The organism is Streptomyces sp. NPDC045998 (assembly GCF_056430285.1).
In genome coordinates this window covers 158153-170841 of the sequence record NZ_JBWKLJ010000008.1, presented here as the reverse complement: position 1 = coordinate 170841, position 12689 = coordinate 158153, and the positions used below count along the sequence as shown (strand labels likewise).

Annotated in this window: 13 protein-coding genes; 7 read left to right on the top strand and 6 right to left on the bottom strand. The window is 71.9% G+C overall.

Features of this window, described 5'->3' with window-relative positions:
* Positions 1–2: 2 nt before the first annotated feature.
* Together AC07FJ_RS24050 and AC07FJ_RS24045 are read right to left on the bottom strand one after the other, a co-directional pair.
* Complete coding sequence (locus tag AC07FJ_RS24050) at positions 3–440, bottom strand: ABA4-like family protein (protein ID WP_479051375.1); 438 nt, start codon at positions 438–440, stop codon at positions 3–5.
* Positions 437–1396 (bottom strand): hypothetical protein, encoded by a 960-nt coding sequence (locus AC07FJ_RS24045; protein WP_479051374.1) that lies wholly within the window; start codon positions 1394–1396, stop codon positions 437–439. Before AC07FJ_RS24045 ends, AC07FJ_RS24050 begins: the two co-directional genes overlap by 4 nt.
* A gap of 93 nt (positions 1397–1489) precedes the next feature.
* On the opposite strand from AC07FJ_RS24045, the gene AC07FJ_RS24040 reads away from it, so the two are divergent.
* On the top strand, positions 1490–2143 hold the full coding sequence (locus AC07FJ_RS24040) for a MerR family transcriptional regulator (RefSeq protein WP_479051373.1): 654 nt from the start codon (positions 1490–1492) through the stop codon (positions 2141–2143).
* A gap of 99 nt (positions 2144–2242) precedes the next feature.
* Here AC07FJ_RS24040 and AC07FJ_RS24035 read toward each other — a convergent pair whose 3' ends face one another.
* Entirely contained in the window at positions 2243–3154 is a 912-nt protein-coding gene (locus AC07FJ_RS24035; protein WP_479051372.1) for a LysR family transcriptional regulator, read from the bottom strand.
* A gap of 100 nt (positions 3155–3254) precedes the next feature.
* Here AC07FJ_RS24035 and AC07FJ_RS24030 point away from each other — a divergent pair, with 100 nt between their 5' ends.
* Positions 3255–4277 carry an NADP-dependent oxidoreductase gene (locus AC07FJ_RS24030; RefSeq protein ID WP_479051371.1) on the top strand — a complete coding sequence of 341 codons (1023 nt, stop codon included), beginning with the start codon at positions 3255–3257 and terminating at the stop codon, positions 4275–4277.
* Between the two features lie 244 nt (positions 4278–4521).
* Here AC07FJ_RS24030 and AC07FJ_RS24025 read toward each other — a convergent pair whose 3' ends face one another.
* The gene (locus AC07FJ_RS24025; RefSeq protein ID WP_479051370.1) at positions 4522–5379 is read right to left on the bottom strand and encodes a siderophore-interacting protein; all 858 of its coding nucleotides are present in this window, start codon (positions 5377–5379) and stop codon (positions 4522–4524) included.
* A 57-nt stretch (positions 5380–5436) separates the two neighbouring features.
* Positions 5437–6348 carry a 5'-3' exonuclease gene (locus AC07FJ_RS24020; RefSeq protein ID WP_479051524.1) on the bottom strand — a complete coding sequence of 304 codons (912 nt, stop codon included), beginning with the start codon at positions 6346–6348 and terminating at the stop codon, positions 5437–5439.
* 212 nt (positions 6349–6560) lie between these two features.
* On the opposite strand from AC07FJ_RS24020, the gene AC07FJ_RS24015 reads away from it, so the two are divergent.
* The gene (locus AC07FJ_RS24015) at positions 6561–7112 is read left to right on the top strand and encodes a helix-turn-helix domain-containing protein (protein ID WP_361422237.1); all 552 of its coding nucleotides are present in this window, start codon (positions 6561–6563) and stop codon (positions 7110–7112) included.
* Positions 7105–7869 carry a helical backbone metal receptor gene (locus AC07FJ_RS24010; RefSeq protein ID WP_479051369.1) on the top strand — a complete coding sequence of 255 codons (765 nt, stop codon included), beginning with the start codon at positions 7105–7107 and terminating at the stop codon, positions 7867–7869. Before AC07FJ_RS24015 ends, AC07FJ_RS24010 begins: the two co-directional genes overlap by 8 nt.
* Here AC07FJ_RS24010 and AC07FJ_RS24005 read toward each other — a convergent pair.
* Complete coding sequence (locus tag AC07FJ_RS24005; RefSeq protein ID WP_479051368.1) at positions 7808–8926, bottom strand: TDT family transporter; 1119 nt, start codon at positions 8924–8926, stop codon at positions 7808–7810. The two genes, AC07FJ_RS24010 and AC07FJ_RS24005, sit on opposite strands and share 62 nt — an antisense overlap.
* A gap of 70 nt (positions 8927–8996) precedes the next feature.
* On the opposite strand from AC07FJ_RS24005, the gene AC07FJ_RS24000 reads away from it, so the two are divergent.
* The 3 genes from AC07FJ_RS24000 to AC07FJ_RS23990 all read left to right on the top strand — a co-directional run bounded on the left by AC07FJ_RS24000 (position 8997) and on the right by AC07FJ_RS23990 (position 12685).
* Positions 8997–9896, top strand: a complete 900-nt coding sequence (locus tag AC07FJ_RS24000) for a LysR family transcriptional regulator (RefSeq protein ID WP_479051367.1) — start codon at positions 8997–8999, stop codon at positions 9894–9896.
* A gap of 168 nt (positions 9897–10064) precedes the next feature.
* Positions 10065–10508, top strand: coding sequence for a hypothetical protein (locus tag AC07FJ_RS23995; RefSeq protein WP_479051366.1), 444 nt, complete (start codon positions 10065–10067; stop codon positions 10506–10508).
* Positions 10508–12685, top strand: coding sequence for a hypothetical protein (locus AC07FJ_RS23990; protein ID WP_479051365.1), 2178 nt, complete (start codon positions 10508–10510; stop codon positions 12683–12685). Before AC07FJ_RS23995 ends, AC07FJ_RS23990 begins: the two co-directional genes overlap by 1 nt.
* The last annotated feature ends 4 nt before the right edge of the window (positions 12686–12689 follow it).

Here is a 12689-nt window from a genome sequence, read left to right as displayed (position 1 = left end):
GGCTAGGGGCTGGTGGGCCCGGTGCGCCGGGTCCTCACCTCTCGTACGGCCAGGAAGACGAGCAGGCCGATGGGGGAGAGGAGGATGGTCAGGACCAACAGGGGCCCGGTGAGCAGCGGGTGCAGGGTGAGTTCGCGCGACCGCAGGAAGATCCACTGTCCGATCAGCAGGTCCCAGGCGATGACCTGGGCCCAGATGGCTCCGGCTCCGTCCGCCAGGGCGGTCAGGTCGCGGAAGGTCTCCAGATCGGGCTCGCGTACGGCGGCCCAGAGCTCCGGGAACACCGGGACGGCCAGGCCCAGATAGACGAGCAGGATGGGTACGACGGTGAGGGGGGACGAGGCGATCCGCGTGGTCCCTCGCCAGTGGGGCGCCAGGATCATCAGCAGCCAGACGGGCGCGGCCAGATAGAAGGACAGCTCGAAGAGGATGACGGTCATGCCACTCGCTCCAGGTGCGCGGGGCGGGCACCAGTCGCCGGCGCCGTCGTACGGAGCGCGGCCCAGCCGCCGACCGCGGTGAGGAGCGCGACGACCCCCGCCGCGGTGAGTGTCGCGCCGTCCGGGTGGACCAGGGGCTGACCGCGCAGCGCCTGCCAGGTGACCAGGGCGAAGACGGCCGCGTACGCCGCCGAGGCCACGAGCACCAGGCGCAGGCGTACACGCTCGTCGCGCAGCCGGGCGAACCGGGGCGCCAGGGCGACGAGGACCAGGAGGAAGAGCGGCAGCAGTTGGAGCGCGTGCATGCCGACGAAGTGCGGGATGCGGAGGTCGCCGCCGGTCGTCGACCAGCCGGTGAGGGGCATGGCCGGACCGCCGTCCGGTACGCCGACGCTGTGCGCGCCGACCACCTCGGAGGCGCCCGGCTGCTGACCCGGCGCGGGCCGTGTCATGCGGAAACCGATTCCGGCGCCCGCCAGTGCCAGCAGAGCGCCCAGCCTGAGGGCCCAGGCGGACGCCCGGTCCACGAACCGCGCCCGGAACAGCAGGACGGCGATGACGAGCGTCGCGCTCCACAGCACGACGACCGTGCCCGCCATCGCGTCGTACAGCGTGCTGTCGAAGGGCGTGGCGTGGTTGAAGTGGCTGCGTCGTCCGCGGGCCGCCTGGAAGGTGATGATCGCCATCTCGACGGCGGACGACGTGGCCACGATGGTCCCCGCCCACCAGCCGGTGCGCCGGAAGCGCGGCAGCAGCGACAGCATCCACGCGAGCGACAGGCAGTACGCCACGAACGAGACCGCGAACTTGAACGGCTTGGCCCAGACCGGCGCCCCGGCGAGGACGCGGTCGTCGATGACCAGTCCGACGGCGGCGACGCCGGCGAGGAGGGCCATGGCGGCGGAGAAGAGGAGGAGAGGCCGGTGCAGCGATGACAGCCGGTGCGAGAAGGACATGGAGAACCCCCAGTTATGGGTAGCGGCGCTATCCGCTATCCGATAGCGAGACTATCTATGATGAGAGTTCTCAAGGCAAGGGGTGACGCGGGCATGCGCATTGGTGAGTTGAGTCGGCGGACCGGGGTGTCGGTCCCGACGATCAAGTACTACGTACGGGAAGGGCTGCTGCCGGCCGGGCGGCTGACCAGCCCCAACCAGGCGTCGTACGACGAGACGCACGAGCGGCGGCTCCGCCTGGTGCGGGCCCTGATCGACGTCGGCGGGCTGTCGGTCGCGGCCCTGCGCGAGGTGCTCGCCGCGATCGACGACCCCCGGCGGCCGGTCCACAAGGTGCTGGGCGAGGCGACCCACCGCCTGACGGCGTCGAGCGGCGACGAGGTGGACCCGGAGCGGGAGGCGGCGCGCGTGACGGCGAAGGAGCTGGTGGCGGGCCGGGGGTGGCGCGTCGGGGACGGGAACCCCGCGCTGGACGCGCTCGCCGGCGCGCTGGCCGCGTTGCGGCAGGTGGGGCACGCGGATTTCTTCGAGGTGCTGGACGCCTACGCGGAGGCCGCGGAGCGTGTCGCCGCGGCGGATCTCGCGTGGGTGGCGGGGGGTGCCAGGCGCGAGGACCTGGTGGAGAGCGCGGTGGTCGGGACGGTGCTGGGGGAGGCGGTGTTCGCGGCGCTGCGGCGGTTGGCGCATGTGGATGCGTCGGCGCGGCGGTATGGGGAGGGGGAGGGTGAGGGCGAGGCGCGGGAGTGAGAGGGAATCCGCCCCGCGATGCCCAGGGTGGCTTCGGAGTTGCTCGGCTTGATCCCCCGGGCGAATCCGCGCTCACGCGACGCTCGGCCTGATCACGCCTCACTGTTGAGCAAGGCCCACGCCCTGCGGGACCGCCGCCCGCAGTTCCCTCACCACAGCGCGCACGACGGCGGATCCGGCCAGTTCGGAGGTGGTGACATAGCCGACCTGGCGTGTCGGGCGATCGAGACCGAGATCGGTGATCGCGACCGAGTTCGCCGCTCCGACCAAGGAGAGCGCGGGCATGATCGCCATTCCGTGACCGCCGCTCACCAGGGAGAGCACCGCTCCGTCGTCCTCGGCCTCGACGGTCGCCTTCGGGATCCAGTCCTGTGCCGCCCACCAGTCACGGGTGTACGAGCCGCAGTTCTCCGCCCAGTCGACCAGCGGCAGCGAGCGCGGGGCGGCGTGACCCTTCGGGTGTACCAGGGCGTACGGCTCTTCGAGGAGCCGGCTCGCGACCAGACCCGGTGGAGGCGGCACGGAGCCGCCGAGTGTGGCGATGGCTATGTCGGCTCTCCCGTCGGCCACTTCGCCCGCGGTGCCGCGCCCCACCTCGCGTACGATCCGCACCCGCGGCTCGATCCCGGGATGCCGGACGCGTAGCCGCTGGAGGACGGGCGGCAGCAGGTGGAGAGCCGCGCTGCGGAAGGCCGCGATCCGCAGCGGCCCCTCCGCCGCGTCGAACCGGGCCGCGCCGCGCGCCTCGGCGTTCAGGACGTCCAGCAGGCGCAGGATGCGGCGGGCGTACGCCACGGCCTTGTCTCCGGCGAGGGTGGGACGGGCGCCGGTGCGGCCGCGGTCGAAGAGCACGGCACCGATCTTGCGCTCGCTGCCGCGCACCGAGTGGGAGACCGCGGACTGCGTCAGACCGAGTGTCCCGGCCGCGGCCGAGAACCCGCCGGTGTCCGCGACCGCCACCAGGACGCGCAGTTCGTGTGGGGCGAGATCGGAGTCGGTACTGCGGGCCACAGGGCGCTCACCTCGAGATATGAGGACTGCTCATGGAACGGTCGGTCGCATGAGCCCAACCGACTGCCCAGGTGGCGCATTCCCGCCCTACGGTCCGTTCATGAACACGACCGCGCTCACCGTGCATCAGATCGCCCGCCCCCACGGCTTTCCCACCGCCCAGCACTTCGCCTTCATCGAGTCCCCGCTTCCCGAGCCCGCAGTCGGCGGCGCGCTCGTGGAGAACCTCTACTGGTCCGTCGACCCGTATCACCGCGAGCTGATGGACGACGTGCCCGGCGGCTTCGCGCTCGACGCACCGCTGGAGGGCCGCACCATAGGGCGAGTCATCGCCTCGCGCACGCCCGATCTGGCCGAGGGCGAGATCGTGTTCCACCGGCAGGGCTGGCGCACGCATGCCGCGGTCACGCCGGAGGAGGTCCGACGGCTGTCCCGCTTCGAAGGGGTGCCGCTGACCGCGTACTTGAGCACTCTCGGTGGTACGGGCCTGACCGCCTATGTGGGCCTCACCCGGATCGCCCGGCTTCAGGAGGGCGAGGATCTGTTCGTGTCGGCAGCGGCGGGCGGGGTCGGCACGGCGACCGGGCGGTTCGCCCGACTGCTCGGCGCCGGACGGCTCGTGGGCAGCGCGGGCTCGGCGGCGAAGGCAGACCACCTTACGCGGGAGGTGGGCTATGACGCCGTCTTCGACTACCACGACGGGCCCGCCGCCGACCTGCTCGGCAAGGCCGCGCCAGGCGGCATCGACGTGTTCGTCGACAACGTCGGCGGCGAGCAGCTGGCCGCGGCAGTGGGAGCGCTGCGCGAGTTCGGGCGCATCGTCCGCGTCGGCACGATCAGCCAGTACAACACCCCCGGCGCGTCGCACCCGCGCTTCGACTACGCGGACATTGTGGAGAAGAGCATCCGGATGGAGGGCTTCCTGGTCAGCAACCACCGCGATGTGCAGGAGGAACTGTACGAGTTCGCGGTGCCGCATCTGCAGAGCGGTCGGCTCGCTCTGGACGAGACGGTGGTCGACGGTTTCGAGCACATCGTGGACGCGTTCCTGGGAATGCTGCGCGGCGAGAACACCGGCAAGATCATCGTGCGGGACCGCACGGAGGCCCCGTCCGTGAGCTGACACCCGACCCGGTATCGCGGAGCGGCGTCTCCAGGACCCTCGACCGACACATGACCAGCGATCGATCGTGACCGGGCCATCGCGGATCGGTTCGCAGCCGTGATCCGCCCCGGACCCAGGGGCCGGCGGGCCCCGGCCCTTCAGGGCGTGAGGTCCCGGTGGCGGGCCGGGGTGCGGGGACGGTAGGGCTCGCCGGGGCCGGGGCCGGGGCCGGGGCCGGTGCCTGCGGCGGCCGGGAGGTGGCTCAGGCAGCCGCCGGGCCCGCGGGGGGCTCCTGTTCGCGTTCCACCTGGGCGTTCCAGTCGCGCTTGATCGCGCGCCAGGCCTCGTCCGTCTGGCCCAGGCGCCAGTAGCCCGAGATCGAGAGGCGTTCGCGGGGGATCTGGCGGTCCTGGCGGAGGTGGCGGCGGAGGTCCTTGACGAAGCCGGCTTCGCCGTGGACGAAGGCGTGGACGTCGCCGGGCGGGAAGTCCAGGTCCTGGACCGCTGTCAGGAGCGCCTCGCCGACCGGGCGGCCGGTGCGGTGGAACCAGCGGAGCTCGACGCCGGGCGGAGCCGCGATCTTCTGTTCGTCGTCGGGGGAGTCGACCTCCACGAAGGCGTGCCCCACGGCGCCCTCCGGCAGCCGCTCCAGCGACGCGGCGATCGCCGGCAGTGCGCTCTCGTCGCCGACGAGCAGGTGCCAGTCCGCCGCCGGGTCCGGCGCGTACCCGCCGCCCGGGCCGAGGAAGCGAATCGTTTCGCCCACCTGCGCGGAGGCCGCCCACGGGCCGGCGAGGCCCTCGTCGCCGTGGACGACGAAGTCGACGGTCAGCTCGCGCTGGGCGGCGTCCCACGCCCGTACCGTGTACGTCCGGGTCGTCGGCCACTGCTCGCGCGGGAACTCCTCCCGGATGCGGTCCATGTCGAAGGGCTCCGGGTAGGTCACCCCCGGCGCCGGGAAGAGCAGCTTGACGTAGTGGTCGGTGAACTCGTCCGCGCTGAAATCGGACAGCCCCTCGCCGCCGAGGACCACCCGCACCATGTGCGGCGTGAGCCGCTCGGTACGGACGACACGAGCTTCGCGGGCCTTCGGTGCCTTGCGGGCGGGCTGCTGCGCCACGGTGGTCTCCCCGTCTCTCCCCGAACATGGTTGCTTAGGCTTACCTAAGCTAACACCTCACCCCCGTAGCACGGAGAGCAAACGGTCCAGCGAGCCGCCCAGCCCCCACCGCGCCGCCAGCTCGTCCAGCGCCTCCGGCTCCACCGGCCCCGCCGGCAGCGCGGGGTCGAAGTCCGGCAGCGGCACGTCGTCGGCGACCCGCACCACCTTCGGCGCGACCGCCACGTACTCCCGCGACTCGGCCAGCCGCCTGCGCTGCGCCGGCGAGAGCTTCGACGCCGGGTCGTCGACCGCGGCCATGATCCCGGCGAGGTCCCCGTACGCCGCCAGGAGCTTCGCGGCGGTCTTCTCGCCGATGCCGGGCACCCCCGGCAGCCCGTCGCTCGGGTCCCCGCGCAGCAGCGCCAGATCGGCGTACCCCCGCCCGTCCACGCCGTACTTCGACCGCAGCCAGTCCTCGTCCGTGACCTGGAGGCTGCCGACGCCCTTGAGCGGATACAGCACCCGCACGCCCCGGGCGTCGTCCACCAGCTGGTACAGATCGCGGTCCCCGGTGACGATGTCCACCGGCCCCGCCGCCCGCGCCGTGAGCGTGCCGATCACGTCGTCCGCCTCGTACCCCGCGACGCCGACCCGGGCGATGCCCACCGCGTCCAGCACCGCCTCGATCACCGGCACCTGGGGCGACAGCGTGTCCGGGATCTCCTCCTCGTCCGGGCCCGTCCCCGGAGCGGCCTCCTCGGCGACCCGGTGCGCCTTGTACGACGGGATCAGCTCCACCCGCCAGTGCGGCCGCCAGTCCGCGTCCATGCACGCCACCAGCTCGTCCGGCCGGTGGTCCTGGACTAGCCGGGCGATGAAGTCCAGCAGCCCGCGCACGGCGTTGACCGGCGTGCCGTCCGGGGCCTTCACGGAGTCGGGGACCCCGAAGTAGGCGCGGAAGTAGAGGGAGGCGGTGTCGAGGAGCATCAGGCGTCGCGTCACACCACCGATCATGCACCACCCCACCGACACCGGACTGACACGCCAGTGAAGGGGGTCACCATTCCGTTGTGCCGGAAGTGCCCGGGCCGGTCTCACCGTGCGCGTGAGGCCCGCCCTATCGCGCCTTTCCCTCCCGTTGCGCTACTCGGTGGTACCGACGCTGCGTAAGGTGGTCGGAGAGGGAGGGAGCCGTAGAGATGGACGACAAGGAGACGCTTCGCGTGGGCGCGGCCGTCCGCCGGAGGCGCAGAGCACTCTCGCTCACCCTCGCCGCGGTGGCCGAGCGCAGTGGGCTGTCCGTGCCGTTTCTCAGCCAGATCGAGAACGAGCGCGCCCGGCCCAGCACGCGCTCCCTGGAGCGCGTCGCGGACGCCCTGGAGACCACGGCCGTGGAGCTCCTCTACGCGGCCGACTCGACGCGCACCGTCGACGTCGTGCGGGCCGACGACGCCTCCGGCGTGCCCGGCGTACGGCCGCTGGTGCGCGGCGAGCACCAGATGCACGCCGACGAGTTCACCGGCGAGCACGACGCCGGACGGGAGCTCGTCCTGCGCAACGACGCCCTGCTGTACGTCGCCGACGGCGCCGCCCAGGTGGAGGCCGAGGGCCGCGCCTACCGGCTGGAACGCGGCGACACGCTGTACCTCTCCGGTGGCGTGCGCCACCGCTGGCGTGCCACCGGGCCCGCCACCCGCATCCTGGTCGTCGCCGTCGCCGAGCACATGGGGACGGCGCCCCGCGATGGCTGAACGCACGGGTGCCGAGCGCACGGGGGCCGGGCACGGGGCGGCCGTACGTACGCGGGTCGTCTCCCTGGTGCCCTCCCTGACCGAGACCGTCGCCGCCACGGCGCCCGGCCTGCTCGTCGGTGCCACGGACTGGTGCACCCACCCCTCCGGCCTCGACGTCACCCGTATCGGCGGTACGAAGAACCCGGACGTGGCCGCCATCGCCGCCCTGCGCCCCGACCTCGTCCTCGCCAACGAGGAGGAGAACCGCGCCCCCGACCTCGCCGCCCTGCGTGCCGCGGGACTGGACGTGCTGGTCACCGAGGTGCGCACCCTGGAGCAGGCCTTCGTCGAGCTGGACCGCGTGCTGCGGGCCTGCGGCGTACGGACCCGGCCGCGCTGGCTCGACGAGGCCGAGGCGGCCTGGGACGCGCTCACCCCGGGCCCGTACCGGCGCAGGGCCGTCGTGCCCATCTGGCGCCGCCCCTGGATGGTGCTGGGCCGCGACACCTTCGCGGGCGACCTGCTGGCCCGCCTGGGTGTGGTCAACGTGTACGCGGACCACGCCGAGCGCTACCCGCGCGTCCCGCTCGACGAGCTGCGCGCCTCCGGCGCCGACCTGGTGGTCCTGCCGGACGAGCCGTACCGCTTCACGGCGGACGACGGACCCGAGGCGTTCGAGGGCATCCCCGCCGCGCTCGTCGACGGGCGCCACCTCACCTGGTACGGGCCGTCCCTGGCGACGGCACCGGCGGCGCTGCGAGCAGCGCTCCGCTGACCAGCCCCCGTACGGTCCGGGCGGCGGCCACCAGCCAGACCGCCACCAGCAGCGCGTACAGCGCCACGGCCAGCCACAGCAGCGGCGTGAGCCCGGTGTGCCGGGCCAGCCCCTCCGCGCCGGTCACGCACACGCCCACCGGGAACGTCAGCGCCCACCACGTCATCGCGAACCCCATGCCCCTGCGGCGCGCCCGCACCAGCAGGGCACCGGCCAGTACCAGCCACATCAGGGCGAAGCCCATGACCGGCACGCCGTACAGCACGGCCAGCGTCGTCCCGTAGGGAAGGTACGGTGCCGCGTCGGCGAAGTTGTTCGCGGCCGTCGTGGACTGGCCCAGCGGCCCGAGCACCAGGAAGAGCGTCGGCGTCAGGGTGAGGGGCAGCGGCCCGCCCGTCATCAGCCGCCCGAAGACCAGCGGAAGCATCAGCAGCACCGCGAACAGGCTCAGCCCGAACAGCCCGTAGCAGGTGAGCAGCAGCGTCCCCTGCCACTGCCCCGGCGGCAGATGCGGTACGAGGAAGGGGCCCTGCGCGGCGGAGACCATGGGCGCCACCACCGGCAGCAGCCACACCGGAGAGGCGGCCTCGATCCGGTGGTGCACCACCATCAGGTACGGGACGGTGACCGCGACCGCCACGCCGAGGGCCGTGCCCAGGGCGAACAGCACACCGTCCAGGGCGAGGGCCGCGTCCATCCCGATCCAGTCCCTGCCGACGGTGAGGGCGCCCCCGCCGACCGACACCATGGCCATGGCCACGCACCCGTAGAACGGCGCCACCGCCGGGTCCAGCAGATGGGCCCGGGCCTGGTCGCGGTGGTGCGTCCAGTGCAGCGTCCGCGCCACGAGCAGTACGGCGAGCATCAGCAGGGACAGGGCCCAGACGGCGGTGCAGGCGGTCCGCAGACCGGGCACCCGGACGGGCAGGGCGGCACCCGCGCCGGCGACGATCGCGGTACCCATCACCGTCGCGTACCAGTTGGGTCCGAGATGGCGGACCGCCAGGGTGCGGGGGACGCGGGGGAGAGGGGTGTACTGCGCGAGCGTTGTTGCCATCCACCCACCGTGACCTGCGCCGATGCCCACCACCAGGGATCTTGTCCCTATGACCCCATAAACTGAAGTTATGAGCCTGTCGCATCGCGTCCCCGACCTCGGAGCCCTCGAACTGCTGCTCGCCGTCGCCCGGCATGGCAGCCTGGGCCGGGCCGCGCGCGAGGTCGGCATCACGCAGCCGGCCGCCAGCAGCCGGATCCGCTCCATGGAGCGGCAGCTCGGTGTCGCCCTGGTGGACCGCTCGCCGCGCGGCTCGCGGCTGACCGACGCGGGTTCCCTCGTCACAGACTGGGCGCGGCGGGTGGTGGAGGCGGCGGAGGCGTTCGACGTGGGGGCGCAGGCGCTGCGGGACCGGCGCGATTCGCGCCTCCGGGTCGCCGCCTCCATGACCATCGCGGAGTACCTGCTGCCCGGGTGGCTCATCGCGCTGCGCGCCGAGCGCCCCGACACGGCCGTCTCGCTCCAGGCGGGCAACTCGGCCGCCGTCGCCGCCTGCCTGCTCGCGGGCGAGGCGGACCTCGGGTACGTCGAGGGGCTCGCCGTGCCGGACGGCCTGGACGCCGTGGTCGTCGCCCACGACCGGCTCGTGGTGGTCGCCGCGCCCTCGCACCGCTGGGCCCGCCGCCGCGGCCCCGTCACCCCGGCGGAGCTGGCGGCGACCCCGCTGGTGCTGCGCGAGTACGGCTCCGGCACCCGCCAGGTCCTGGACGCCGCCCTCGCCGACCACGGCGGCCTCGCGGACCCGCTGCTGGAGCTCGCCTCCACCACGGCCGTCAAGGCGGCGGCCGTGACCGGCGCGGGCCCGGCGGTCCTCAGCGAGCTCGCGGTCACCGAGGAACTCGCCTCGCGCCGCCTGGTCGAGGTGCCGGTCGAGGGCGTCCACCTCCACCGCGCCCTGCGCGCGGTCTGGCCGACGGGCCCGCTGCCGACGGGGCCGGCCCGCGACCTGCTGTCGCTGGCGCGGGGGTAGGGGCCGGAGGGGAGAACAGGCAGCCGGACGGGTCCCGCAACTCCCTGTGCAGCTTCGTCCATTGGCTTGTGTAGGGTCATCCATTGACGTGTCCCGGACGTCCTGAGTCCGTTTCCGTCCGGAACGTCGATCATTCGCTTGTCCGCACGGGGGAAGGGAGCCCAGCAGATGGCATGGGACGAATGGGAGCGACTGAAGGCCGACGCCAGCGGCAGAGATTCCTCGCGAATGCAACTGAACGAGGCTCCGAGCGGCAAGGGCGGAGCCGGACAGGGCGACCTCACGGTCTCGCAGAAGGACCTGGCCGCGGTCGGCGACAGCGCGTTCAAACTGTTCGAAGACCTCGGCCGGTACGGCCGTGACGCCTGGTCCAGCAGCCAGACCGCGGCCAAGGACCTCACGTCGCAGGAGTTCGCGCTCGGCGGCGCCCTGCACACGGTGCAGGACCGGTGGGAGAAGTCCCTCACGACCCTGCTCGACGCCTGCGCGCACATCTCCAACCACATGGACTTCACCCAGAAGGCCCACGCGGGCGACGAGTACCACATCACGTCGACCGTGAGCAGCATCGCCACCCTGGACAAGGGCTTCGACGAGGGGGCGAAGCGCTGATGGACCTCGAGGCGCTGCGCAACGCCAACTTCTCCGCGCTCAGCACCGCGATCGGCGACTGGTCCACGGTCGTCAAGAACCTGACGACCATGGAGAAGCGGGCGCAGGACGACATGAAGGCCAAGGCCGACAGGGCCAACTGGACCGGTGTCAACGCCACCGTCTCCCGTACGTTCATCTCCAAGACGGCCGGCGAGTTCTCCGACGCCCTCGCCCAGGCCACCTCGATCCACAACATCCTCAAGGACACCCACGACGAGCTCGTCGGCTACCGGGACCAGCTGAGGAAGGCCCTCGACGACGGCTTCGCGCGGGACAAGCTGTCCGTCTACGGCGAGAAGGGCGGCGGCTTCCGCGTCGAGGCCGCCGTCCACCCGAAGCCGCCGGACTGGGAGCAGAAGGCGGATGCGCTGCGGGACACCATCCAGCGCATCCTCACCCAGGCCACCACCAGCGACTCCACCGCCGCCCGCGCTCTGCGAGCCATCGCCGAGCAGGCCGACTACGGCTTCTCCGGCATCAAGGCGGCCGACCGCGACTCCGCCGCCGACGCGCTGAAAGCGGCCGACGCCATGGCCAAGCTGGCGAAGGACGCCAAGAAGATGTCGCCCGAGGAGTTCGCCGAGTTCCAGCGGACCGTGGCCAAGTACAAGAACGACGAGCTCTTCGCCGCGCAGTTCGCCTCGCAGCTGGGCGGGAAGCAGACGCTCCAGTTCTGGAACGACGTCGCCGAGATGAACGCGGGAGCGCGGGGCGACGAGCTCAAGCAGCTCCAGAGTCTCCAGAGGGACCTGAGCACCACGCTCGCCACGGCCACGATCTCCGACACGGCCGGCATGACGGAATGGAAGAAGACGGTCCTGGCCGAGGCGACCACCGCCTTCCGGTACGACACCGCCGACCCGCTGCGGCCCAACGGCGCCATGGGTTACCAGGTCATGAGCAGCCTGATGCACCACGGAAAGTACGACTCCGAGTTCCTGGACGCCTACGGCAAGCAGCTCCTGAAGATGGACATGGCGCCGGCCGGCCTCACCGGCATGGGCACCAACGACCTCTGGAAGGCCGGCAACATCACGGACCTGGTCTTCGGCGACGACGACGGCCGGGACCCGCTGATCGGCTACATGAAGGCGCTGTCGCACAACCCCGAGGCGGCGCTGGACACCTTCGGCGACAAGAAGGTGTTCGAGCACATGCTGGAGAGCACCCGCTACACCGACCGCGACGGAGCGGTGGCGCACGCCCTCGAGGCGGCGGTGACGGGTTACGGGGACGGCGAGAAGGCGACCGACGTCAGGCCGCACAGCAAGGCGCAGATAGCGCTGATGCAGGACGTCATGCACGCGGTCGCGCAGCCGGAGACCGGCGCCAAGCTGGTGAACAAGGCCACGGGCGAGAGCTTCGGCGACATGGCGGCGGCGTACATGCCGGAGATCAGCAGGTCGATCGCCGGCACGGGAGCCGAGTCGATCTTCTGGACCAATGGCCAGTACACCGAGGGCGACTTCCAGAAGGTGGACGTCACGCGCTTCCTGTACGAGACGGCCAGGGACCCCATGGGGCGCGCCGCGATCATCGTCGGCGAGAGCGTCTACACGGCCAGTTCGCTGGAAGCGCACATCGCCGAGCCGGAGCGTTTCGACGGGAAGACGGAAGACGCCGTCAAGGCCATCGCCACGAACGCCGGAATCATCGAGGGCATCGTCGGACATTCGGTCGCGGACGCCAGGATCGCCGGAGACCTGGAGGCCGAGAAGGAGGCGAACACCGCCCTGAAGACCAAGGGTGACGTCGTCAAGTCCATCCTGTCCGCCGGCGTCGGCGTGGGTACCGTCGCTCTGGTGGGCACGGCACCCGCCGTGGCCGCGACGGCAGCAGCGGTCAGTGGATTCTTCGGCGGAATCGCCGGTATGTCCGTCGACCGCATCATCGACGCGCAGCAGATTGACGGAGCTCTGGACCAGTCCCTCTACGACAGTGGAGGGAAGTTGAACGACGCCCAGGAATCGGCCAATTCGCAGACACAGGAAAGCGCCGTCAACGCCATCAACGAGCACGGCTCCAAGGAATTGACGGAAGGCGCCACCCGAAACATGATTCGCGAGGCGATCGAGGCGGGCTGGACTCGAAGCGACACCTTGCTCGAGGACTCCCATGCCCGCCCGGCCGCGTGACCTT